Below are 23608 nucleotides of genomic sequence, written 5' to 3' on the forward strand. Positions count from 1 at the left end.
CAGTCTGTTGTCAACATTCTGTTGATGGTCGTGTCGTCGGGCGAGGTCCCGGCATCCTCAGCCGGCGAGGATCCCGGCGACGAAATCCTGCGCGTCCTTCTGCGACGCACCGATCGTCCCGCGATGGTCCGCGCCCTCGTACGTGCGATACGTCAGTTCGTTCCCGTTGTCCTGCAATGTCTTCACCATCAGATCTGTCGACGGTTTGCTCACCACCAGGTCGCCGGAACTCTGCGCGACCAGCGTCGGGACCTGCACGTGGACCCTCGACGGTTCCTGGCGAGCCAGGTACTCGGTGAGCGGTCCCAGGTCGGCGTCGGGCCGGAAGACCTGATCGGCGGGCACGGGCGGCATCTTCCGGATGTCGTCGATGCACCCGGTCCGCGCCACCGTCAGCAGCGGTTGCGCCTGCTCGGTCAGCAACTCCGACAGGTCGAGGGCGGGATCCGCGGCCTGGGCTCCGAGAAGGATCAGCGGCAGGAACGCCTCGGCCGCTTCGATACCCGGAACACCCGAGCGGAAGTACTGCGGCGTCTGGTCGAGCCCGTTTTCCGGTGCGATCGCCACGGCACCACCGAGATGCAGTTCCGGGGCGCGCTCCCCGCCCTGCGCCGCGGTGAACAACGCCGCCTGCCCACCCTGGCTGTGACCGATCACGAACCACGTCGAGCCGACCGCCGGATCCATCGCACGGGATGCGCGGACGATGTCCACGACGGCGTTCACCTCCGTGTCACCGTTGACGTACGGGTGGACACCCGGCGTGCCCAGACCCTGGTAGTCCGTGCTCACCACCGCATATCCCTTGGCGACCCAGTCGTCGAGGGACGCGTCCACGCCGGACAGATAGCTGTGGGCGGGACCACCCGCGAAATCCGCGGACGGGGCGCAGGCGTCCGCGACGCCGGTGGTGCCGTGCGCCCAGCTGATCACCGGATACCCGCCCTCGGGTGCCGGCGTGCGCGGAATCGACACGGTGCCCGACACCACGACGGGGTCGCCGTTGCCGTCCTGCGACGCGTAGGTGATCACCTCGTTCCGTCCGGCGCTCGGCAATGCCGGACCGTCTGCGACGACGCGGGACGAGAGAAGCCGACCAGGGCGAAGTGCGGCCGGGTCGGTGGCCGTCTCGGATGTCGCAGTGGAACAGGCACTTCCGCTGACGAGGACGAGCGCGGCCACGGCGCCGATTCGGGCGCGCGCGAACGTCATGAGAAGGCCGCCAGCGGTTCGGAACCCGACCAGTCGTGACCCCAGTAGCTGTCCGCCGTGATCTCCTCGGCGGTGTAATGCGTCTCGTCGACGAGCATGCCCTCGGTGCCGAACTCGAGGTCCCAGCCGCCGGGGGCACGCACGTAGAACGACACCATACGGTCGTTGGTGTGGCGCCCGAGGGTCGACGAGATGGAGAAGCCGAGCTTGCCGAGCCGGTCGAGTGCCTGGCCGACGGCGTCGAGCGTGTCGACCTCCGTCATCAGATGCACCATCCCGGGTTCGCCGCTGTGCGGCGCAGGGCACAACGCGAGGCTGTGATGGCGCTGATTGACTCCCATGAACCGCACGCGACGGGCCGGTCCCGGGGCGTCGGCCGAGCCGAGCCGGATCGCGCCGCGAGGCAGGAAGCCCAGCACCTCGGTGTAGAACGTGTAGGCCTCTTCGAACGCCGGCGTCGGGAGGACCACGTGCCCCAGACCCTGTGCGCCGGTGACGAACCGCCCGCCGTGCGGGGTGACGACCGGACTGTGGTCGAGCACGGGCCCGAAGAACACCTCCACCCGGGTGCCGGACGGATCGTCGAACGCGATCACCTGCTCGGCGTCGCGGTAGCGCGACTCCTCCTCGGACAGGACGTCGACCGTGACACCCGACTTCTCCACCTGCTCACGCACCCGCTGGAGGGCGAACTGGTCGCGCACCTCCCACCCCACCGCGAGCGCCTTGTCCGTGTCGCCCGGGAGGACGATCAGCCGCGACCGCCGCTCGTCGACACGCAGGTACAGGCCGCCCGGCTCGGGGCCGGAACCCTCGGCCATGCCCAGCCCGTCCACCACCAGCTCCCGCCAGCGTGGCACGTCCTTCGTCTGGATCCTGAGGTAGCCCAGTCCTCGAATGTCGGTCATGTGAAAGTCCTTTCCTGGAGGCGGCTCCGCCGCCCGTGCGCCTTTCTGGTAGCTGGAACTACCAAAAAGGCGCACGGGTGCGGAGCGCCTAGATCATCGAGCGGTGGATGCCCTGAGGTTCTCCGCCGAGCTGGGTCAGAGCCGAGGAGTGGAAGATCGAACCCGGCACGTGGATGGCGTGGGAGAGACCGGCGTGGGCGTCCCGCCAGAAACGCTGCAGGGGTGTCTTCAGTTGGAGCGCACCGCCACCGGATCGCGCGAAGATCTCGTCCACGGCGCGCACCGCCCGCCAGGCGGCGGCGGTCTGCGTGCGCCGGCCGATGGACCGCAGTTCGAACGAGACGCCCCGGCCCTTCTCGGTCATGTCCCAGAACCGGTCGACCGTCTCGAGGATCGCCGCGCGCGACGCCGCGATCTCCGCCGCCGCCTCGCCGATCGCGAACAGCACGTACGGGTCGTCCTTGATCGCGGTGCCCGACACGGTGACACGTTCACGCTGCGCGTTCAGATGACAGGCCAGTGCACCCTCGGCGATGCCGATCAGCGACGACGTGATGCCGAGCGGGAAGATGCACGAGAACGGGAAGTTGTACAGCGTCTGGGTGCGACCGAACTCCTTGGGCGCGGACCCGTCGAAGACCTTGTCGGCCTGCAGCGTCCGGTGTTGGGGGATGAACGCATCCTCGACGATCAGGTCCTTGGACCCGGTGCCACGCAGCCCGACGACGTTCCAGCTGTCCTGGTCGATGTCGTAGTCCGCGCGTGGGAGCAGCACGTGCAGGATCTTCGGGGGCATCACCCGGGTACCGTCCCGATCACCGACCGCGGCGCCGATCATGATCCACCCGCAGTGGTCGGTGCCGGAGGAGAACGACCACCGTCCGTTGAGGACGTAGCCGCCGTCGGTGGGCACGGCCACACCCATCGGGGCGTACGGCGAGGCCATCCACATGTCGGAGTCCTCGCCCCACACCTCGTCCTGGGCCGTGCGGTCGAAGAACGCCAGTTCCCACGGGTGGACGCCGACGATGCCGCTCACCCAGCCCGCGGCCCCGTCGATGGCGCCGATGCCCATCGCGGTCTCCGCGAACTCGCGCGGATGCGATTCGTAGCCGCCGTACTCCTTGGGCTGCAGCATCCGCATCACTCCGGAGTCGCGCAACCTTTTCGCGGAGGTGTCGGACAGGCGCATCAGCTTGTCGCCCTCGGCGCCTTCCGCGCGGATCTCGTCCGCGTACTGCTCGATCCTGTCAAGAACGTGACCCATGATGATCTCGGCTTTCTGGTCGGTACCCGGCGAAACGCCTAGGCGGACTTTTTCTCGGCGACTGCGGAACTCGCGGACTTCCGGTCTGCGAGGCCGAGGGCGATCTCGATCAGCTGGTCCTCCTGACCGCCGACCAGCTTGCGTCGGCCTGCCTCGATGAGGATCTCCGCACCGGACACGCCGTACCGGCGGGCGTGGGAGTCGGCGTGCTTGAGGAAGCTGGAGTAGACACCCGCGTAGCCCATGGTCAGCGACAGCCGGTCGAGCAGGCAGTCGCCGTCCATGATCGGCCGGACGACGTCCTCGGCCGCGTCGATGACCTTCAGAGTGTCGATGCCGGTGCGGATTCCGAGCTTCTCCGTGACGGCGGCGAATGCTTCCACCGGGGTGTTGCCCGCACCCGCACCGAAACGCCGCGTGGAGCCGTCGATCTGCAGGGCGCCGGCCTCGACGGCGAGCACCGAGTTGGCGACACCGAGCCCGAGGTTCTCGTGCCCGTGGAAGCCGACCTGCGCGTCGTCGCCGAGTTCGGCCACCAGGGCGGACACGCGGTCGCTGACGGCGTTCAGGATCAGCGCCCCGGCCGAGTCCACCACGTACACGCACTGGCAGCCGGCGTCGGCCATGATCCGGGCCTGCTGCGCGAGAACCTCCGGCGGCTGACTGTGCGACATCATCAGGAACCCGACAGTCTCCAGCCCGAGTTCGCGGGCGAGACCGAAATGCTGCACGGAGATGTCGGCTTCGGTGCAGTGCGTGGCGATGCGGCAGATGCTCGCGCCGTTGTCCGCCGCCTCCCGGATGTCGGATTGCACCCCCAGTCCGGGCAGCATGAGGAACGCGATCTTCGCCCGCTCCGCCGTCTCCACCGCGGCCTTGATCAGCACCTGCTCCGGGGTATGGCTGAAGCCGTAGTTGAACGAGGAACCACCGAGTCCGTCGCCGTGGGTGACCTCGATGACCGGGACCCCGGCGGCGTCGAGCGCCCCGACGATCGAGCGGACGTGTTCGACGGTGAACTGGTGTCTCTTGGCGTGGGAGCCGTCGCGCAGCGACGAGTCCGTCACCCGGATGTCGAGATCGGCACTGTAAGGCATCGGTAATCCTTCGAAGAGTGAATGGGGCGGACGCGTTCAGACGCTCGCGCCGAGGATCTGCGTCGCGAAACTCTCGCCGACCTTCGTGGCGGCGGCGGTCATGATGTCGAGGTTGCCGGAGTACGGCGGCAGGAAGTCGCCCGCTCCCTCGACCTCGAGGAAGATGCCGACCCGGGCGAGGCCACCGCTGATCGGCGTCGGGTCGTCGAACTGCGGTTCGGCGCGCAGGCGGTAACCCGGGACGTATGCCTGCACGGACGCCGCGACGTCGTGGATGGACGCGGTGATCGCGTCCCGGTCGGCGTCGGCAGGAATGGAGCAGAACACGGTGTCCTTCATGAACATCGGCGGTTCGGCCGGGTTCAGGATGATGATCGCCTTGCCCTTCTTCGCCCCGCCGATCGTCTCGATGCCCCGGCTCGTGGTGATCGTGAATTCGTCGATGTTCGCGCGGGTTCCCGGGCCTGCGGACGGCGACGCCACGCTGGCGACGATCTCGGCGTACGCCACGTCGGTGATCCGGGAGACGGCGTGGACCATCGGGATGGTCGCCTGGCCGCCGCACGTGATGAGGTTGACGTTCGGCGCGGTCCGGTGCGCACCCATGTTCACGGCGGGCACGACGGCGGGTCCGAGCGCGGCGGGGGTGAGGTCGACGGCCTGGATGCCGAGTTCCCGGTAGCGGGGGGCGTTCGCCCGGTGCACGTAGGCGGACGTCGCCTCGAAGACGATGTCGGGGCGCTCGTCCTGGGCGAGCAGCCAGTCGACGCCCTCGGCGCTGGCGGTCACACCCCGGTCCGCGGCGCGCTTCAGTCCTTCGCTGTCGGGATCGACGCCGATCATCCAGCGGGGCTCGATGATCTCCGAGCGGAGAAGCTTGTACAGGAGGTCGGTGCCGATGTTGCCGGATCCGACGATCGCGGCGAGAGCCTTGGTCACAGTTGTCGCCTTTACTTGAATTCTACTGATACGGAACCGATGTCACTGAAATCGGCGCGGAACACGTCGCCGGGCCGGGCGTCGATCGCGCGGGTGCAGGAGCCGGGCAGGATCACGTGCCCGGCCTCGAGTCGCACTCCGAAGCTCGCGACCTTCCGGGCCAGCCAGGCCACGGCCTTCGTGGGATTGCCGAGCACCGCCGACGCCTCGCCCCGCGCGATCTCCTCGTCACCCTGGAACAGCACGGCGGAGATCCCGCCGATGTCGACGTTCGCCGGTTCCACCCGTCCGGCGCCGAGGATCACCCCGGCCGAGGATGCGTTGTCGGCGATCGTGTCGGCGAGCCCGATCTTCCAGTCCGTGATGCGCGAGTCGATCAGTTCGATGCTGGGAACGATGTACTCGGTGGCCGCCAGCACATCCGCCTCGGTGCACCCCTCCCCCGGCAGGGTCTCGCCGAGGACGTAGCCGATCTCCACCTCGATGCGCGGGTAGCAGAACTGCGCGGTGTCGATCGGCGTCCCCTCCGCGTACACCATGCTCGACAGCAGGTGCCCGTAGTCGGGCTCGTCCACGCCCATCATCTTCTGCATGACCTCGGACGACAGCCCGACCTTGTGGCCGTACACCGTCTCCCCCGCCTCCAGCCGCGACCGGATGTTGATCAGCGCGATCTCGTAGGCGTCGACGACGTCGATGCCCGGGAACACTGTGGTCAACGGGTCGATCGGCGAGCGGTCACGTTCGGCGTTCCGCAGCAGGTGGGCGGCGGACAGCCGCTGTGCATCGCTCAGCATCACGCCACCTCTCCCGCACGTGAGTGCTGTCGCGTGTTCCGGGACTCTTTGCCACTCACGTCGGCGACGTGCAGCGCGGCGATGTAGCCGAACACCATGGCGGGACCGATGGTCGCGCCCGCACCGGCGTATTCGTTGCCCATCACCGACGCGGACGTGTTGCCGGTGGCGTACAGACCGTCGATGACGGAACCGTCCTCCCGGAGCACCCGCGCGTCGGCGTCGGTGACGAGGCCGCCCTTGGTGCCCAGGTCGCCGGCCTCGCACCGGATTGCGTAGAACGGTCCCTGGACGATCTCGTCGAGGCACGGGTTCTTCATCGTCGGGTCGCCGTAGTACCGGTCGTACGCGCTGTCACCGCGGCCGAAGTCCTCGTCCGTGCCGGTGCGGGCGAAGCCGTTGAACCGGTCGATGGTTGCGACCAGGGTGTCGGCCTTGACGCCGATCGCGTCGGCGAGGTCGCGCAGCGTGTCCGCCTTGTGCACCACCCCGGAGTCGTAGAACCCCTGTGGGAACGGCACTCCCGGCAGCACCTGCGCGAACGGGTACCGCGACTTCGCCTTGCCGTCCATCACGAACCACGCCGGGACGTGACCGCCGTCGAGCTGGTCGTGGACGAAGTTCACGTACGGCGACGACTCGTTGGTGAAGCGTTCGCCGCGGCCGTTGACGATCACCGACGGCGGAATGCACCGCTCCGAGACGAGCGGGATCACGGCGCCCATCGGGTGGAACACCGACGGCATCCACCAGGCGTCGTCCATGAGGTCGACTGCTGCACCGAGCTTCTGGCCGGCGACGATGCCGTCACCGGTGTTCTCCCGGGCACCGGCACTGACGTCCGGGACGCCGTGCTTGGGCAGGTACTTCGCGCGCATGTCCTGGTTGTGGTCGAACCCGCCGGTCGCGAGCAGCACGCCGCGACGGGCGCCGATCCGGACCGTCCGTCCGTCGCGTTCGGCGAGAACACCGACGACCGCTCCGGTGCCGTCGACGATCAGTTCCGTCATCGACGTCTTCAGCCACAGCGGCACCCCGGCATCCTCGAGGACCATCCGCATGCGCGCCACGAGTGCACGTCCACCGGTGGCCATGTGGCGTCGGCGGATCACGTTGGATGCCACTCGCCACGCCGCGACCAGTGATGCCTTGCGGCCCTTCCAGGTGCGCTTGACCATGGCGAGGTCGTGGTAGTCCTTGGACGTGACCCACAGTCCCAGCGGACCCTTCATGCTGTTCGGGCGCTGGTACTGCTCGTCGTCCTGCAGCGCCCGGGTATCGAACGGCATGCATTCGATGGTGCGTCCGAGCGGACGGCCGCCGTCGTACTCCGGGTGGTAGTCGGAGTAGCCCTTCACCCAGTAGAGCTTCATGTGCGGGCTGCGGTCGAGCAGTTCCATCAGCTCGGGACCCTTGTCGACGAAGGCGTCGAGACGGTCGGCGGGAACCGTGCCCTCGGTGATGATGTCGAGGTAACGGCGGATCGATTCCCGCGAGTCGATCACACCCTTCTCCCGCAGTGTCGGGGCGTTGGGAATCCAGATGCCGCCCCCGGAGATGGCGGTGGAGCCGCCGAACGTGGCGCCCTTGTCGATGACGAGGGTGTCGATTCCCCGGTCGGCCGCGGTGATCGCCGCGGCCATGCCGCCGCCACCGCTGCCGACGACGAGGAAATCGACTGTGGTGTCGAAGTTTTCTTCGGTGCCGCTCATCGTCCGCTGCCGTCCTTGCGGAGCAGGAAGGCGAGGACGGCACTCTCGAACGCCGTCTTCTGCTCGATCATCGCCCAGTGCCCGCAGTTCGGGAACACGTGGAGTTCCGCCCGGGGGATCGACCGCATCGGGATGATCGCCATGTCCAGCGGGCTGACCCGGTCGTCGCGGCCCCACGTGAGCAGTGTCGGCGCCTTCACCTTGTGCAGCTGAGCCCAGTACGGGGTCGCGTCGGACTCGAGTGCGGCCCGGGCGCCGGCCTCGAACGCCGCCCTGCTGTACATCTTGCGGGCGCTGGCGAGGGTCTCGGGATCGGTTGCCTGCGTCCAGCGTTCCTCGATCAGTTCCTCGGTGACCATCGCGGGGTCGAACACCATCGAGTGCAGCCACGCGATCAGTCGTTCCCGGGTGGGTTCGTCCGTGAACTCCATCAGGAGGTTGATGCCCTCACCGGGGCCGGGGCTGAAGAGGTTCTTGCCGATGCCGCCGATGGTGATCAGCTTGCCGACCCGGTCGGGGTGTGCGATGGCGAACTGGGTGGCGACGATGCCGCCCATCGAGTTTCCGAGCATCGCCACCTCGTCGAGTCCGAGCCCGTCGAGGAAGCGGAGTACCGCGTCGCCTGCGGTGAGCATCGGATGCCCGCCGAAGTCGTCGCTGACCCCGAATCCCGGGAACTCCAGGACGAAGGTGCGGAAGTGCTCGGCGAAGACGCCGAGGTTGCCGCGGAAGTTGCGCCATCCCGTCACGCCGGGGCCGGAGCCGTGCAGCAGCAGGAGAGGCGGACCGTCGCCGGCCTCGTGGTAGCGAAGCACGCCGAGGTCGGTCGTCAGCTCCTTCAGGGTGCCCTCGTAACTCGAGTCAGTCGTCATGGTCGATCACGTTGCCAGCGTGCTCCCGGCTCGGACAGAAGCGATCCCGGTCAGCGAGACATCGCCCTGATGGCGCAGGCATCGGCCGGGGATTTCCACTGACCGAGACGGCATCTCGTGACCGTTCGGAGGCGTCCCTAGCCTCGGGGACGATCGTCGAACGGGTCGGCGACGCAGAAGCAATCGGAGGCGGTCTGATGGCAACCGAACCGGCCGGCACCCAGCCCGGGACATACTCGGACGCACCGTCACCGGACGAGATGCGCCGCGCCCTCGGCCAATTCGCCAGCGGAGTCACGGTGGTGACCGGCCTCGACACGGAGGGTCCGGTGGGTTTCACGTGTCAGTCGTTCGCGTCGGTGTCCCTGGAGCCGCCACTGATCCTGTTCTGCGCCGATCACCGCGGGCGGGCATGGCCGCGCATCCGGCGGTCGGGGCGTTTCACGATCAACGTGCTGCGCGAAGACCAGACCGACCTCTGCTTCCGGTTCGGCTCGAGCCGGGGTTCCAAGTTCGACGGGCTCTCCTGGGAGCCGTCCCGGTGGTCGACTCCGTCGTTGCCGGGGGTGCTCGTGCGTGTGCACGCTCACGTGCAGTCGGTGCACACCGCGGGCGATCACGACGTCGTGATCGGACGCGTCCGGGAACTCGAATCGGTGTGCGAGGAGCGGCCGATGGTGTTCTTCCGGGGCGGTTTCGGCCTCGACGCCGCTCCGCGGCCCGTGCGCGCGTAACGAGTCCAGAGACTCGTCACGCGCGCTACAGCCATTGCCCGGACTGCACCGCGAGGAGCTGGTCCAGCGCCTCGGTCGACCACGAGCTGTCCGGGATCTCCGGAGTCCGGCGGCCGCGACGGGATGTTCCCAGTTCGGGGTGGAGCGTCCGGGTGACTTCCCGGGCCGCGTCGACGACGAGCGGGGCGACGCGTTCGAGTTGGACGGTGCGCGCGTCTCCGCACAGCGAGATGCCGGCCACCGGCCCGTCGGCGCTGCGGACCGCGACACCGACGCACCCGATTCCGCGCACCGCCTCCCCGCGCTCGAACGCGAGTCCGCGGCGCTGCCGGATCCGGTTGAGCTCCTGGTGCAGCGTGGACAGTTCGGTGATCGTGCGGTCCGTGCTCCTGTTGAGCCGCGGCCCGTACATGCTGTCGACCTGTTCCGGGTCCACCCACGCCAGCATCGCCTTGCCGCCCGCCGTCGTGTAGGCGGGAACGCGCCCACCCACCCGCGACGGCAGGCTCGCGGCCATCCGTCCGCCCACCTTGTCCAGGTACACGCTCTCCGCGCCGTCCAGCACGGCCAGGTGCACCACCATTCCGGTCTGCATGTGCAGTTCGTGCAGCAGCGGGGCCGCCGCAGCTCGGACCTGGCTGTGCCCGTTGTCGCCGCCGCCGAGCCCCATCGCGCGCCGTCCGAGGCAGTAGCCGAAGCTGGCGTGGTCGACCCAGTCGAGGCGGACCAGCTGGTCGAGGATGCGGTGCACCGTGGACCGCGGCAGCCGGGTGCGGCACGCGACCTCCTCGAGGGTCAGGCGCGACGTCCGGCCGTCGAACGCGTCGAGGATCAGCGTCATCCGCTCGACCATCGACGGTGGCAGATCCTTCTTCGCAGCGGGTACCGACAGTGCATCATCCGAATCGACGACAGTCATCGACGCCTCCAAATATCCTGGTCACACGCATACGCCCGACAAAAATTGAAATGAATTCTTAAAATGTACCAGTCGTGCCCGGCGCGGGGAAGAAATCGGACGATCGCCGCGTCCGGTCACCGGGAATCCCTGCGCGGTCACTGGGCACCTCCACTACAACGGTGACGACAGACCGACCCCCGACAGCGGAGGAACGAACTGATGCACATAGGAATCGCGCCGCCCATCGTCATCGCGCACCCCGCCGTCCGCGCGGACTGGGAACTCGGCGCCGGCATCGCGGAGTTGACCGCGATCGCCCGCACGGCCGACCGCCTCGGCTACCACCACCTCACCTGCAGCGAGCACGTCGCCGTCCCCACCGACGTCGCGGTCGAGCGCGGCGGCACCTACTGGGACCCGCTCGCGACACTCGGGTTCCTCGCCGCACAGACCACCGGCATCCGCCTGGCCACCCAGGTTCTGGTACTCGGCTATCACCATCCCCTCGAGATCGCGAAGCGCTACGGCACGCTCGACGTCGTCAGCGGCGGCCGACTCGTGCTGGGTCTGGGCGTGGGCAGCCTGCGCGAGGAATTCGATCTGCTCGGCGCCCATTTCGACGACCGGGGCGCCCGCGCCGACGACGCCCTCGCGGCGCTCCGCGCGTCGCTGTCGCAACCTCGGCCCGAGTACCACGGCACCTTCTACGACTTCGACGGCGTCGTCGTCGAACCGCACGCCGTCCAACCGCGGGTCCCGCTGTGGATCGGGGGACGGACACTGCGATCCCTGCGCCGCGCGGCGACGCTCGGCGACGGGTGGGTGCCGTTCGGCCTGTCCCTCGACGAGTTGTGCGCGCTGCTCGCCAAGGTCGACCTCCCCGACGGTTTCGACGTGGTCCTCAGCGCGGGCGCGCCCCTCGACCCGATCGGCTCCCGCGACACCGCGGCCCGCGCCCTCGAACGACGACGCGACGCCGGCACCACCGTCGTCAGCGCCACCCTCGCGTCCACGAGCGCAGCCCACTACTGCGAGCAACTGGAGGCCCTCCGGCAGTTGGGCGACGAACTCGGCCTCTCCTTCCGCACCGCAACCGCAGACAGGATCCGTCCATGACCGGCACCGAAGAACTCGTCCGCGCACTCGCCGAACGCGTCACCGCACTCGAAGACAAGCTCGCCATCCTCGAGTTGATGACCGCCTACGGTCCCGCCATCGACAGCGGTTCGGCCGACGCGGTCGCGCGGCTGTGGACAGAGGACGGCGTGTACGACGTCGACACCGGAGTGATGCGCGGACATGCGGCCATCACGGCGATGGTGCAGTCACAGGCGCATCAAGGCTGGATCGGCGGTGGCTGCGCGCACATGCTCGAACCCGGGCACGTGCGCGTCGCCGGCGACACCGCGGTGGCCACGTGCAAGTCGCAGTTGATCATTCACGACGACGACGGATTCCGCGTCCACCGGATCACCGCCAACCGGTGGGAACTCGCCAAGATCGACGGCGAGTGGAAGGTGACCCGGCGCATCAATCGGCTGCTCGACGGCTGCGAGGAGGCACGCACCCTGCTGGCCGCGGGCGTACACGCCTGAGCAAAGCTTCAGCTGCACCGGCACGAGGCCCGCAGGTGCTGCGGGCCTCGTGGTCTGTGCGGGGGAAGGTCAGGCGACCATCTCCGACTTGGGCACCGCCGTATCGACTGGACGCTCGATCTTGTTGCGGGTGAGGAGAAGTCCCATCACCGCGGCCAGCAGTCCGGCGACGGCGAGTGTGAAGAAGGCGTAGACGAACCCCTTCTCCGAGTACTGCGCGGCCCGGCCCACCAGCACGACCCCGGGGATCGCGACGATGGCGATCATCACCTGACTGCCGATCGCACTGCCCAGCGAGCCGGACAGGTTCAGCATCCCGCCTGCGATCCCCTGCGTCTGCGCGGGCACGGTGCGCATGATGAGGTTCGGCAACGTCGCCGACGCGGAACCGAGACCCAGGCCGATCACCAACTGCCCGAACATCATCTGGACGGTCGAGTCGTGCAGGGTGGCGAGCAGGAACGACCCGAGCGCGAGGGAGGCGCCGCCGAACACCAGAACCGGCGCCGGGCCGATGCGACGGGTGAAGTATCCGCCGACCGGGCCCGCGATCATCGACACGACACCCGTGGGGACGGTGTAGATCGCCACGGCGAGGGCGGTGACACCGAATCCGTAGCCGAGACCGAGGTCGGGATCGGTCATCACGAACATCGGGATGAGCATCGAATGGCTGACGAGGACGAACTGGACGAAACCGCTGGCGGCCAATGTTTTCGCGACGGGTCCGTGCTTCAGCATCTGCAGGTCGATGAGCGGTTCCTTCGGCGTGCGCTCATACACCAGCCAACCGGCAAGAATCGCGAGACCGCCGCCCACGCAGAGAAGCGTCTGCGGTGCGGCGTACCCCCACGCGGTGGCCTTGCCGATGCCGAACAGCAGCACGAAGGCGCCGAGCCCGAGGATGACCGCGCCGAGCACGTCCAGCTTGGACCGCGTGCGCAGGGTGGACTCGGGAACGAAGATCGCGACCGCGATTCCGACGACCGCCACGTGGAGGAGTTGCGCCCAGAACACACCGGTGTAACCGAAGTGGTCGATGAGATAGCCACCGATGATCGGGCCGAGGATTGTGCTGGCGCCCATGCCTGTCGCGACGAATCCCACGGCCACGGGAATGATCGACGGGGGCAGAATATCTCGGATCAGACCGTACGCGAGCACGAGGATCGCCATGCCCGCACCCTGGAGTCCGCGCCCGACGAGGAAGAGTTCGAAGTTGGGGGCCAGCGCTCCGAGTAGCGATCCGGCGCCGAATACCGCGGCGGACACGAGCATCATCCGCTTCTTGCCGTAGATGTCGCCGAGTTTGCCGACGAGGGGTGTCGAGGCGGCGAGCATGAGGGTGACGATCGTGATCACCCAGCCGACGTTCGCGGTGCCGAAGTGTTTCGCGATCTCCGGCAGCGCGGGAGTGACGAAATTGTAGGCGAGCGGGATGACTTCGACCAGAAGGATGATCAAGGCCAGGAGGGTGAACGACTTCCCGCGCGAGAGCGGTGCGCGCTCCGCCTCGCCTGCGGACAGGGGCATGTTATGCATATGTGGCTCCGGGGGATTCGTGAGGATCGGCACGCCCAACCTGGCATGCCGGCCAGTGACGTCGACCACAGTTCCCACTCACCGAGACCTACCTGCAGCCGGTGTCGTCGATGCCGAATCGGCAGAGAAAGTAGAAAACATTCCTCCATGAAATCGCGCTTCTCTAGTGACTGAACACTAGTTCATGCGATACAACTAGAATGAAATCTAATTCTCTCGAAACAGGAGTTCCCATGACTGAATCACTCAGCCTCGCCGGACGCACCGCCGTCGTCACCGGTGCCGGCGCAGGCCTCGGCCGGGCCGAGGCCCTCGCGCTCGCGGCCGCCGGTGCGGCAGTCGTCGTCAACGACATGGGCGACGGCGCACACGAGGTGGCCGCGGAGATCACGGCGGCAGGCGGTCGTGCCACCGCCGTGCCCGGCGACGTCTCCGACTGGACACTGGGCGAACGCCTCGTGCACGAGGCCGTCAGCACCTTCGGATCGATGGACATCCTCGTCAACAACGCCGGAATCCTGCGCGACAAGATGATTTTCAACCTCTCCGAAGCCGACTGGGACGACGTCATCCGCGTCCACCTCAAGGGGCACGCCGCCACGTCACGCGCCGCGGCCGTGCACTGGCGCGAGGCGAGCAAGGCCGCCGGGGGGCCGGTGTACGGGCGGGTCGTCAACACGTCGTCCGAGGCGTTCCTGTTCGGATCGGCAGGCCAGCCCAGCTACTCGGCCGCGAAGGCCGGGATCACCGCACTCACACTGTCGACGGCACAGGGCCTGTCCCGCTACGGGGTACGCGCCAACGCGATCTGCCCGCGCGCCAGGACGGCCATGACCGCCGACGCGTTCGGCGAGAACACGGCCGACGCGGGACTCGACCCCCTGTCCCCCGAACGGGTCGCCACCCTCGTCCACTACCTGTCCTCCCCCGCCGCCGACGAGATCAACGGACAGGTGTTCGTCGTGTACGGCAAGATGGTCGCGCTCATGGCGGCACCGAAGGTCGAGAACCGCTTCGATGCAGCGGGTTCCGCGTTCTCACCCGAGGAGCTCGAGGAGCTTCTCACACCCTATTTCGCCGGCCGCGGACCGTACGAGAACTATGCCGCGTTCAGCGTCGCCGAATTGGAAAAGGTCGCGCTGGCGACCGGCGACACCGCCGATGTCTGAGCCACACTCGCAGACGGAGCACACGATGAGGCTGCACGGAAAGACGGCGATCGTGACGGGCGGAGCCGGAGGCATCGGCCGGGCCGTGACGACGGTGTTCGTCCGCGAGGGCGCCAACGTCCTGTTCGTCGACATCGACGACGAACGCGGCATGGACCTCGAGCGGGAACTGGGATCGTCCGCTCGCTTCCTGAACACCGACATCTCCCGGCGCGAGTCCGCCGAGCAGATCCGAGACGCCGCCGTCGCAGCGTTCGGATCCGTGGACGTGCTGGTCAACAACGCCCACGCCTCGCGGCAGGCACTGCTGATCGACCACACCCAGGAAATGTTCGACCTCTCGTTCCGGACCGGTTTCTATCCGGTCGTGCACCTGATGCAGGCCTGCTACGAGCAGTTGAAGGCGGCGAAGGGTTCGGTGATCAACTTCGCGTCCGGGTCCGGGCTCGACGGCATGCCCACCCAGACGTCGTACGCCGCGGCGAAGGAAGCGATCCGCGGCGTCAGCCGGGTGGCGGCCAACGAGTGGGCGGCCGACCAGATCCGGGTCAACGTGATCTGCCCGTTCGCCGCGACCGAGGGGGTCCTCGCCTGGCAGGAACGGTTCCCCGACCGTGCTGCCGCGTCCGTGGCGAAGGTTCCGCTCCAGCGGATCGGCGATCCCGAGACCGATATCGCTCCCGTCGCGGTGTTCCTCGCCTCCGAAGATTCGCGGTACATGACCGGACAGACACTGATGGCGGACGGCGGCAGCATCAAGCTGCGCTGACCCGCCCGGACAGGAGAGCAACGATGGAAGACTTCGAAGGCCGAGTCGCCCTGATCACCGGCGGCGCCCGCGGCCAGGGCCGCAGCCACGCGGTCGCACTGGCGGAACGCGGAGCAGACATAGTTCTGTGCGACCGCTGCGAGGACAGCCCGGCCGTGAACTATCCCCTGGCCACCGCCGCCGACCTCGACGAGACCGCCGAACTGGTGCGCGCCACCGGTCGCCGGTGCATCACCGCCAAGGCGGACACCGCCGACCGAGCCGCGATGGACGCACTGGTCGCGGAGGCGGAGTCCGAGTTCGGGCGTATCGACGTCGCGGTCGCGAACGCCGGCGTCTCGGTGGCCGCCCCGGTGCAGTCGCTCACTCAGGAACAGTGGTCGGAGGCGATCGGTTCCAACCTTACCGGCGTCTTCAATACGGTGGGAGCGGTGACGCCCGGCATGATCCGGCGGGGATACGGCCGGATCGTCACGATCTCGTCGATGCTCGGCCGGGCCGGCAGCACCAACATGGCCGCGTACGCGGCGTCGAAGTGGGGCGTCATCGGGCTCACCAAGAGCGCGGCGCTCGATCTCGCCTCGCACGGCATCACGGTGAATGCGATTGCGCCGGGCAACATCTCGACACCGATGATTCACAACGACGCCCTCTATCGGATGATGCGTCCCGACCTCGAGGCCCCCGCAGCGGAGGACGTGGAACCGGTGTTCCGCAGCCTGCACGCCCAGCCCGTGGCGTGGCTGGACGCCGCCGAGATCACCCGGGTCATGCTCTTCCTCGCCGCCGAGGGCAGCGCACACATCAGCGGCATCGTCCTGCCCGTCGACGCGGGCAATGCCGCCCGCGGCCTGTGAGTACTTATTAACCGCCCGACGTTAATAAGTACTCACGGGAGCTTTGATCAATACTTTGATTAAACCGATCCGGCCGCTAACCTGTGGTCATGCCCGAGGAGACGACCGACCAGAGCAACCTGGACTTCCTGTCCTTCGTGGACTTCGCGGTGGGCAAGACCGTCGACGAGTTGCCGGAGGTCGATCCGGTGTCCATGCGACTGGTTCTCGCACTGCACCGGGTGACCAGCGCCCTCGTCTACGACCTCGAGTCCGCGGTTCACCGCCCCAGCGGGTGGAGCTGGCCCGGATTCCGGGTGCTGTTCGTGCTGTGGCTCGCAGGTCCCTGCGAAGCCAAGCGCGTGGCCTCACTGTCAGGCATGAGCCGCTCCGCGGTGTCGGCCCTGGTGAACACGCTCGAGCGCGACGGTCTCGTGACGCGGAGTCCGTCCGCCGAGGACCGCCGGGCGGTCGCCCTCGAACTCACCGGGGCCGGGCACGACGCCATCGTCAGCACATACTCGGCGCACAACAAACGGGAGCAGACATGGACCGAGACACTGACACCGTCGGAACGGCTCGTCCTGATCGGCCTGCTCGAGAAGCTCGCGTCCGGAACGGCGGCTCAGGAAGCCATCAAACGCAGTTGAGGTAGGTGATGGCCGTGAGCAGTCTCCTTCGTCCGGAGGAACCGCATCTCGTCTCGTTCGACGAGTTCCGCGAGTCGGTGAGCGACGCGTTCGTCCCCCTCGAGATGACGTCGGCAGACCACGACGACTTCCGTGGCGTCGTGCGGGGCGCGACGGTCGGGGCGGTCCGGATCAGCGAGGTCACGGCAGCCCCGCACGTCATTCGGCGAACACCCCGGACCATCCGCGCCGCCAACCCCGACTACTTCAAACTCGGACTGCAGGTCCGCGGGTATTGCGTCCTCAGCCAGGACGGCCGGGAAGCAGCGCTCACCCCCGGCGACTTCGCGATCTACGACACGACCCGCCCGTATCAGCTGTCGTTCGACGACCGGTTCCGGATGCTGGTCGTGATGTTCCCCCGCCACCTCCTCCGCGTTCCGCCCGACGGCATCGCCCAGCTCACCGCGCGCCGGGTGTCGGGCAGGCAGGGGCTCGGTTCCGTCGTCACCCCGCTGTTACGCGGGCTCGGCGAGCAGATCGCCGACGCCTCCCCCACCGTCGCGGTGCACCTCGGCGATGCCGTCCTCGATCTGGTCGCGGCCGCGTTCGCGGAGCAACTCCACCTCGCCGACGGGCTGATGCCGCAGTCGCGCGGGGACGCACTGCGAGCCAGGGTCACCGCCTTCATCGACGAGCGCCTCGCCGACCGGGAGCTGGACCTGCACTCGATCGCCGCCGCGCATCACATCTCGGTGCGGCACCTGCAGAAGATGTTCGAAGCCGACGGCGACACGGTGAGCGGGTGGATTCGACGCCGCCGCCTCGAGCAGTGCCGACGCGATCTCGCCGACCCTCGTTGCCGCGATCTGCCCGTCTCGGCTATCGGTGCACGCTGGGGTTTCGCGGACGCCGCCCACTTCTCCCGGCTGTTCAAGAGCACGCACGGCTCGACGCCCGGCAGATACCGCACCGACACCACACCGGTCACCGAGTCGACTCGTCCGACCCGATGATTCCCGCGATCTCGTCGACGTGCACGGGCCTGCGCCAACTGTCCCAGCCCACGTGAATCTGCCGCGGGTGCACGGACGGGTCGAGCACGCCGCCCTGGTGAGTGTGCCCGTGCAGCAACCAGTCTCCCTCGTCCTGCAGCCGGTACTGCACACCCCGGTCCTCCGCGGTGTGGTCGCCGACGTACGGGAAATGGGAGAGCAGCACGGTCTCGCCTCCGATCTTCCGCCGCGCGAACAATTGCACCGACGCGAACGTCTCCAGGAACACCCGCTGCCGGATGTGACTGTTGCGGTTCGCCATCGGGTGACACGAGTCGTGATTGCCGGGGATCAGATGCAGTTCGACGTTCCGCGTCCGCGCGAACTGGTCCAGTGCGCGCAGCGCCCAGTCCTCGGCGGCCTTACCTCCCACGGTGATGTCGCCGAGTATCCAGAGTTGTTCGCCGCTGCCGACGGCGGCGCCCAGCGCGTCGAGGATGGATTCGTCGTGCGCGTCGATCTCCGCGTCGAAGCCCCGGATCTCCACCAGCCGTGCGTGACGCAGGTGCAGATCGGACGTGAACCAGACGCTCATGTCAGGAACCGCGACCGCAGTTCCGCGAAGAACGCCGCCGACAACCGCTCGAAGTCGTCACCGCTCAAGCGGATCCGGTCGCCGATCTCGAGCTTCAGAACGGACTCGCCGGAGACGTACTTCAGGACGCTGATGCCGCGCAGGACGCCGTCGTTGTTCATCAACGAGTCGGCGATGATCTCGACTTCGTTGAGCGGGTTCCCGTCCTTGCCCGTCACCGCCCGGATCCGGTGGACGAAGTAGCGGTCCAGCACCAGGACCATGTTGTCGAAGAACAGTGGGTCGAAGTCCTCGAGTGCGGCGAAGACCTCCTTGCCCGTGACCTCACCCGCAATCGCCCCCGTCAGCGACGTGTACGCGGCGACCTGCTTCGCGACGGACGCCTCGGCGTGATCGATTTCTTCCTTCGTGTAGTTCTCCCGTCCGAGCACTTCGCCGTCTCCTTCGATGCACCGGGTGTCGGATCGACACGCTGAACTCCCAGACCAGCAGTGTTCCACTTTCCACATCCCAGCGGATCAGGGTTCGGGGTGCGATACTCCCGGGTGGCTCTTTGCTCGTATCAACCGGCAACCGAGAAAGTCCGGAAGGATGCACCGATGAAGGTCACGATTGCACGAACCGTAGGTATCGCCGCCGCTGTCGCCGGCGCGGGTCTACTCGCCGCACCCACCGCGTCCGCGGCACCCGAAGACGTCACGGTCGACATCGCTGTCGACGGGAATGCGGTGGTCATGGACGTCCGGTACGCCGCCGCGGGGGCGGTGGTGTGCGTGATGAACGTCCGGTCCGTCGACGGAACCGTGTCGGCCGCCACCGTGGGCCCGGCCACCGTGATGGGCGGAGACGACGGCGAGCTGCGGGCCACCCTCGACCCCGGCGAGTACACAGTGCAATGGACTTGCTCGAGCATTCCGTCGTTCGAACAGTGGGGAACCGCCCCGCCGCTGACCACCGGCACCGCCGAACCCACCCTCGTCACCGTCGCCGAGACGTCCGGACCGGGCGGCGGAGGCTCGTCCGGCAGTCCGTTCGGCAGCTGACGGCCCGTGCGTACGTGAGCGGCAAAGCGTGTTCGAGCACTCTTTCGCACTCACGTACGCGGGAATGGCGAACTTCCTGGACCGACGCGTAACGAAACCGGTGCGAGCGGGGATTGACAATACGGAATCCCGCAACGGACAGGAACCCTCCGCCATGGCTACCGTCACGCACATCGATATCGCTCGCGCCCGCCGCTCCCGTCGGGTTCTCTTCATCGGCAACCCCACGCGGTACAAAGAGGTGTCGCACTGGGCGATGGTCAAGCAATGGATGGTGGTCCACGGACTCGAGCCCGTCCGGAAGTTGGACGGCCCCGCACTCTGCGCGATCGTCACCGAGGACGTCCTCGACGGAGTCGGCTCACCCCAGGACGCGCTGGCAGTTCAGAACGCCCGTGAACAGGGCATACCGGTGATCAGCGTGCACGACAGCACCCAGATCTGGCAGGCCACGGCCCGCGTCCGCGCGTCCATCGCGCGATCCGGGGGCGGCGCACACTCGAGCCCGCACCACCAGGGCGCCTGAGGAAGGCCGGGCCCGGCCGTTATGGTCGATTGGGACGGCGAAGGCTACGCCGATGTCGGCGCCCTCCAGCGCGCCGTCGCGGAGAAGTCGATCGCGGAACTCGCCCTCGCGGGCAGTGAACGGGTGCTCGACGTGGGATGCGGCGACGGATTCGTCACGCTCCGGATCGCCGAACGGGTCCCCAGCGGTTCGGTGGTCGGAGTGGACGCGTCGCCGCGGATGATCGCGAAGGCCCAATCGCGAGTCTTGCCGGACGGCGCCCGCGCCGACTTTCGTATCGCCGACGCACGCGACCTCCCGTTCGACGGCGAGTTCGACGTCGCGGTGTCGTTCAACGCGCTGCACTGGGTCCCCGACCTGCAGGTGGCATTGGCCGCAATCGCCCGCAGCGTCGTGGACGGCGGACGTGTGATCATCCAGATGGTGTGCGCGAGCCCGCGGACCAGTGTCGAGGACGTCTCGATGTCCGTAGCGGCGCGCCCGCGATGGGCGGAGTTCTTCACCGACTTCACGGCGCCGTTCATCCACGTCGAACCAAAGAAGTTCCGCGACATCGCGAAGGCAGCAGGACTCGACACCACCGACCTCGTCGTCCGCGACGTCGAATGGGATTTCGGTTCCCGCGAGAAATTCACGCGTTGGTGCACCGTCGGATCCACCGACTGGACCGCGCACCTCGACGCCGCAGGCGTGCCCGAGTTCATGGACGACGTCGTGCGCGAGTACGAGCAGATCTCCGGACGCCCCGGACTCTTCCTGTTCACCCAGATGCGGGCGGAACTCGTCCGAACGCCCTGACCCGCGCTGAAGCACGCCTGCAGGGTGGTGCCTCCAGTCGGACTCGAACCGACACTTGGCGGATTTTAAGTCCCTAGAACTGGATTTAACTGAACTCTACTGGACTCTATATTTGTTTATTTACAACGCTTTTCGTACATCACCGTCCGAACCAGTCCATAGCCGATCGTACCGACTTGTGACACTCTCGTGACACCGAACTCCGCTTACGTCCGGGGATACGGACTGCCCTGAACCTTCAGGAACGGTGATGGTCCGAGGCGGACGACACGATCTGCGGACTGGCAATCGTCTTGCGGATTCTGTGACACCAAGACCACATGCCAGGATGTTGTTTTTCGGCTCGCAACAAACGGTGCGGCTGTCCTCGGCGATTTGTCGGTCGCAAGTATGGTCACAGAATGACTGTGCGAGCGGGTGTGGTGGTCACGGGAACAGAAGTTCTGGCCGGTCGAGTCACCGACAGGAATGGTCCGTGGGTGGCCCAGCGACTACTGGAGATGGGAGTGGACGTTGCACACATCACGGTCTGCGGTGACCGGCCCCATGACCTGACCGCACAACTACAATTTCTCGCGGATCAGCATGTCGACCTGATCGTCACGACCGGAGGCTTGGGTCCGACCGCTGACGATCTCACCGTGGCGACCGTTGCCGCTCTGTACGGCCGCGAACTGCACCTCGACGACGAACTCGAGCAACGCATCCACGCAATCGTGCAGCGATGGCGAAGCCGGCTGAGTTCTGCAACCGACTCCGAGCCGCTACGGGCAGGTATTCGCAAGCAGGCAATGGTTCCGCAAGGTGCGCATTCCATTCAACCGACCGGAACCGCCCCCGGTGTCGCGATACCTGCCAACAGCTCCGGGACGCTGCCCGCCATCCTGATACTGCCCGGCCCGCCTCGCGAACTGCAGGCAATGTGGCCGGAGGCACTCGACTGCGCGCCGCTCGCCGAGGTCTTGGCCCGCCGAGCGCAGGTCCGTCAGAACACCATTCGCGCGTACGGGCTGTCCGAAGCCGACCTCGCCGCAACGCTGCGGACGGCAGAGCGCCAGATCACGGGATTCGGCGATCTCGAGATCACCACCTGTCTGAGGCTCGGAGAGCTCGAAATGGTGACCCGCTATGCAGAGTCTGCGGCAACCGCATACACAGATCTCGCAGGTCTCATCGACGAACATCATGGCTCGCAGATCTTTTCGATTGACGGGTCCACCATCGACGACATCGTCGCGAACCGGTTGGCCGGCCATCGAATCGCCACCGCAGAATCGTGCACGGGTGGCATGATCGCCGCACGTCTCACCGATCGCGCAGGCTCGTCGGCCTACGTCATCGGCGCGGTAGTGTCCTACGCGAACGAGGTGAAATCGGGCCTTCTGGACGTCTCCGCCGAGATCATCGAAGAACACGGCGCCGTCAGCGAACCGGTGGCAGCCATGATGGCAGAAGGCGCACTGAGCAGACTGGTCGTCGACATCGCGGTATCTACCAGTGGCATCGCAGGACCAGGGGGTGGCACCGACCTCAAACCGGTCGGCACTGTCTGCTTCGCAATCGCCTCCACCGACCGACCGACCGTCACCCGTACACTCCGACTCCCCGGCGACCGCGCAAGCGTGCGTGCGCTTTCCACCACCGCGGCGATGCACATGGTCGCCGGCGCGTTGGGGCCTGCCCTATAATCCGAGTCGCTCACGCGAGGTGGTCGGGGACCATCTTCAGCGCACGCTCACGTTGCCCGGCCGGGTAAACGCTTCGACATGTCCTTCATCCTTCCACCGTGAGGGGCGATCCTCACAGATCAGATGTCAATTAAACCGGGGTCGGTCCCATCGATCGGCTTCTTCGATGAAGTTCGCCCATGCAGCAATAATCAGCAGCGAATCGCACACGAGCGGGGGTGGCCACCCGTTACAGCTGTACGGGCTCTTCACAGAACCCTCAGCCGGCGACACGCCCCATGCGGCCAACTACGGGCGCGAAAACGACAGTTACCGCACCGTCAAGATATCTGGCTCTTGTGACACGTTCGTGGGTCGCTGATCGCGCCTGAACGGCCACACGCCTTTCCCCGTCTAGGTTTTGGCTTGTCGAAGGTCAAAACTTAAGAACGGAGAAAGGCGTGCAGAACGCTAGCTTATGGCGCGCGGCGTTGGACGTCGAGAACACCGTCGTCGAGGACGTGGAATTCAACGACCACACGCAGGTGATTGTGGCCCACGTGAGGCCCACAAGGGCGAACCGGGGTCGCTGTGGAGCCTGCGGATCGAGGGCCGACGGTGGTTCTCCTGCCGACTGTCCGACAGGATCTGAATTCGAGAACTTCTCCTCCCACCACGACCGAAGCCCCTGGGCCTATGGCCTGGCCAGGTCGTTCGGTCGCTTCCGCTCCAGCACGTTCCCAACTCGGCCCATCTGAATCAACCCGCGTGTTGACGCGGGTCCGTCTGGGCGCTTAGGGCATGTCTCCCAATAGTTTGAGCCATTCGACGATGCCGGCGAGGAGGAATCCGGCCCGGTAAGTCAGGGCAAGCTTGTCATACCGAGTTGCCACCGCTCGCCACTGTTTTGCCTTGTTGAAGGCCCTTTCCACCACGTTGCGGCCCTTGTATGCCTCGGCATCGAAGTTCGGTGGACGCCCACCCGCGCTGCCCTTGTTCTTGCGG

Annotated in this window: 24 protein-coding genes and 2 pseudogenes; 13 read left to right on the forward strand and 13 right to left on the reverse strand. The window is 67.1% G+C overall.

The genetic code is table 11. The annotated features are described in order from the left end of the window. Positions 1-57: 57 nt before the first annotated feature. The 8 genes from ACFVJ3_RS08855 to ACFVJ3_RS08890 form a co-directional block, all read right to left on the reverse strand. Complete coding sequence (locus ACFVJ3_RS08855) at positions 58-1212, reverse strand: alpha/beta hydrolase family protein (protein WP_378451706.1); 1155 nt, start codon at positions 1210-1212, stop codon at positions 58-60. Then, complete coding sequence (bphC, locus tag ACFVJ3_RS08860; protein WP_378451707.1) at positions 1209-2120, reverse strand: biphenyl-2,3-diol 1,2-dioxygenase; 912 nt, start codon at positions 2118-2120, stop codon at positions 1209-1211. Before bphC ends, ACFVJ3_RS08855 begins: the two co-directional genes overlap by 4 nt. A gap of 88 nt (positions 2121-2208) precedes the next feature. Further along, positions 2209-3387 (reverse strand): acyl-CoA dehydrogenase family protein, encoded by a 1179-nt coding sequence (locus tag ACFVJ3_RS08865; protein ID WP_378451708.1) that lies wholly within the window; start codon positions 3385-3387, stop codon positions 2209-2211. A gap of 38 nt (positions 3388-3425) precedes the next feature. Further along, the gene (gene dmpG, locus ACFVJ3_RS08870; protein WP_378451709.1) at positions 3426-4484 is read right to left on the reverse strand and encodes a 4-hydroxy-2-oxovalerate aldolase; all 1059 of its coding nucleotides are present in this window, start codon (positions 4482-4484) and stop codon (positions 3426-3428) included. 36 nt (positions 4485-4520) lie between these two features. Then, positions 4521-5423, reverse strand: a complete 903-nt coding sequence (locus tag ACFVJ3_RS08875) for an acetaldehyde dehydrogenase (acetylating) (protein ID WP_378451710.1) — start codon at positions 5421-5423, stop codon at positions 4521-4523. 11 nt (positions 5424-5434) lie between these two features. Continuing rightward, positions 5435-6220 (reverse strand): 2-keto-4-pentenoate hydratase, encoded by a 786-nt coding sequence (locus tag ACFVJ3_RS08880; protein WP_378451711.1) that lies wholly within the window; start codon positions 6218-6220, stop codon positions 5435-5437. Then, entirely contained in the window at positions 6220-7932 is a 1713-nt protein-coding gene (locus tag ACFVJ3_RS08885) for an FAD-binding protein (protein WP_378451712.1), read from the reverse strand. The genes ACFVJ3_RS08880 and ACFVJ3_RS08885 overlap by 1 nt, the downstream gene beginning before the upstream one ends. Beyond that, entirely contained in the window at positions 7929-8804 is an 876-nt protein-coding gene (locus tag ACFVJ3_RS08890) for an alpha/beta fold hydrolase (protein ID WP_378451713.1), read from the reverse strand. Before ACFVJ3_RS08890 ends, ACFVJ3_RS08885 begins: the two co-directional genes overlap by 4 nt. A gap of 197 nt (positions 8805-9001) precedes the next feature. On the opposite strand from ACFVJ3_RS08890, the gene ACFVJ3_RS08895 reads away from it, so the two are divergent. Next, the gene (locus ACFVJ3_RS08895) at positions 9002-9538 is read left to right on the forward strand and encodes a flavin reductase family protein (RefSeq protein WP_378451714.1); all 537 of its coding nucleotides are present in this window, start codon (positions 9002-9004) and stop codon (positions 9536-9538) included. Between the two features lie 25 nt (positions 9539-9563). On the opposite strand, the gene ACFVJ3_RS08900 is transcribed toward ACFVJ3_RS08895, so the two are convergent. Next, complete coding sequence (locus ACFVJ3_RS08900) at positions 9564-10457, reverse strand: IclR family transcriptional regulator (protein WP_378451715.1); 894 nt, start codon at positions 10455-10457, stop codon at positions 9564-9566. Positions 10458-10658: 201 nt separating this feature from the next. On the opposite strand from ACFVJ3_RS08900, the gene ACFVJ3_RS08905 reads away from it, so the two are divergent. Then, positions 10659-11555: a TIGR03619 family F420-dependent LLM class oxidoreductase gene (locus ACFVJ3_RS08905; RefSeq protein WP_378451716.1), complete on the forward strand. Its 897-nt coding sequence runs from the start codon at positions 10659-10661 to the stop codon at positions 11553-11555. Further along, complete coding sequence (locus ACFVJ3_RS08910) at positions 11552-12034, forward strand: nuclear transport factor 2 family protein (protein WP_378451717.1); 483 nt, start codon at positions 11552-11554, stop codon at positions 12032-12034. Before ACFVJ3_RS08905 ends, ACFVJ3_RS08910 begins: the two co-directional genes overlap by 4 nt. A 69-nt stretch (positions 12035-12103) precedes the next feature. On the opposite strand, the gene ACFVJ3_RS08915 is transcribed toward ACFVJ3_RS08910, so the two are convergent. Further along, positions 12104-13567, reverse strand: coding sequence for an MFS transporter (locus ACFVJ3_RS08915; RefSeq protein WP_378451738.1), 1464 nt, complete (start codon positions 13565-13567; stop codon positions 12104-12106). Between the two features lie 242 nt (positions 13568-13809). Here ACFVJ3_RS08915 and ACFVJ3_RS08920 point away from each other — a divergent pair, with 242 nt between their 5' ends. The 5 genes from ACFVJ3_RS08920 to ACFVJ3_RS08940 all read left to right on the forward strand — a co-directional run bounded on the left by ACFVJ3_RS08920 (position 13810) and on the right by ACFVJ3_RS08940 (position 17995). Then, positions 13810-14745 (forward strand): 3-oxoacyl-ACP reductase, encoded by a 936-nt coding sequence (locus ACFVJ3_RS08920; protein ID WP_378451718.1) that lies wholly within the window; start codon positions 13810-13812, stop codon positions 14743-14745. A gap of 25 nt (positions 14746-14770) precedes the next feature. Continuing rightward, the gene (locus ACFVJ3_RS08925) at positions 14771-15514 is read left to right on the forward strand and encodes an SDR family NAD(P)-dependent oxidoreductase (protein ID WP_378451719.1); all 744 of its coding nucleotides are present in this window, start codon (positions 14771-14773) and stop codon (positions 15512-15514) included. 23 nt (positions 15515-15537) lie between these two features. Next, positions 15538-16371, forward strand: coding sequence for a mycofactocin-coupled SDR family oxidoreductase (locus ACFVJ3_RS08930; protein WP_378451720.1), 834 nt, complete (start codon positions 15538-15540; stop codon positions 16369-16371). 89 nt (positions 16372-16460) lie between these two features. Continuing rightward, on the forward strand, positions 16461-17000 hold the full coding sequence (locus tag ACFVJ3_RS08935) for a MarR family winged helix-turn-helix transcriptional regulator (RefSeq protein ID WP_378451721.1): 540 nt from the start codon (positions 16461-16463) through the stop codon (positions 16998-17000). Positions 17001-17008: 8 nt separating this feature from the next. After that, complete coding sequence (locus ACFVJ3_RS08940; protein ID WP_378451722.1) at positions 17009-17995, forward strand: helix-turn-helix domain-containing protein; 987 nt, start codon at positions 17009-17011, stop codon at positions 17993-17995. On the opposite strand, the gene ACFVJ3_RS08945 is transcribed toward ACFVJ3_RS08940, so the two are convergent. After that, positions 17967-18569, reverse strand: coding sequence for a metallophosphoesterase (locus ACFVJ3_RS08945; RefSeq protein ID WP_378451723.1), 603 nt, complete (start codon positions 18567-18569; stop codon positions 17967-17969). The two genes, ACFVJ3_RS08940 and ACFVJ3_RS08945, sit on opposite strands and share 29 nt — an antisense overlap. Further along, the gene (locus ACFVJ3_RS08950) at positions 18566-19000 is read right to left on the reverse strand and encodes a hypothetical protein (RefSeq protein WP_378451724.1); all 435 of its coding nucleotides are present in this window, start codon (positions 18998-19000) and stop codon (positions 18566-18568) included. Before ACFVJ3_RS08950 ends, ACFVJ3_RS08945 begins: the two co-directional genes overlap by 4 nt. A gap of 168 nt (positions 19001-19168) precedes the next feature. Between ACFVJ3_RS08950 and ACFVJ3_RS08955 the strand changes: the two genes are divergently transcribed. The 5 genes and pseudogenes from ACFVJ3_RS08955 to ACFVJ3_RS08975 all read left to right on the forward strand — a co-directional run. Further along, entirely contained in the window at positions 19169-19612 is a 444-nt protein-coding gene (locus ACFVJ3_RS08955) for a hypothetical protein (protein WP_378451725.1), read from the forward strand. A 154-nt stretch (positions 19613-19766) separates the two neighbouring features. Then, complete coding sequence (locus tag ACFVJ3_RS08960; RefSeq protein ID WP_378451726.1) at positions 19767-20138, forward strand: hypothetical protein; 372 nt, start codon at positions 19767-19769, stop codon at positions 20136-20138. Positions 20139-20159: 21 nt separating this feature from the next. Further along, positions 20160-20936, forward strand: a complete 777-nt coding sequence (locus tag ACFVJ3_RS08965; protein WP_378451727.1) for a class I SAM-dependent methyltransferase — start codon at positions 20160-20162, stop codon at positions 20934-20936. A 401-nt stretch (positions 20937-21337) separates the two neighbouring features. Continuing rightward, positions 21338-22624 carry a competence/damage-inducible protein A gene (locus ACFVJ3_RS08970; protein ID WP_378451728.1) on the forward strand — a complete coding sequence of 429 codons (1287 nt, stop codon included), beginning with the start codon at positions 21338-21340 and terminating at the stop codon, positions 22622-22624. 440 nt (positions 22625-23064) lie between these two features. Next, positions 23065-23223 (forward strand): annotated as a pseudogene (locus tag ACFVJ3_RS08975) (ISL3 family transposase); the annotation flags it as partial. A 174-nt stretch (positions 23224-23397) separates the two neighbouring features. Here ACFVJ3_RS08975 and ACFVJ3_RS08980 read toward each other — a convergent pair. Further along, a pseudogene (locus tag ACFVJ3_RS08980) lies at positions 23398-23608 on the reverse strand (IS5/IS1182 family transposase); the annotation flags it as partial.

Source organism: Rhodococcus sp. NPDC127593 (genome assembly GCF_042671975.1).
Lineage (GTDB): Bacteria > Actinomycetota > Actinomycetes > Mycobacteriales > Mycobacteriaceae > Rhodococcus_F.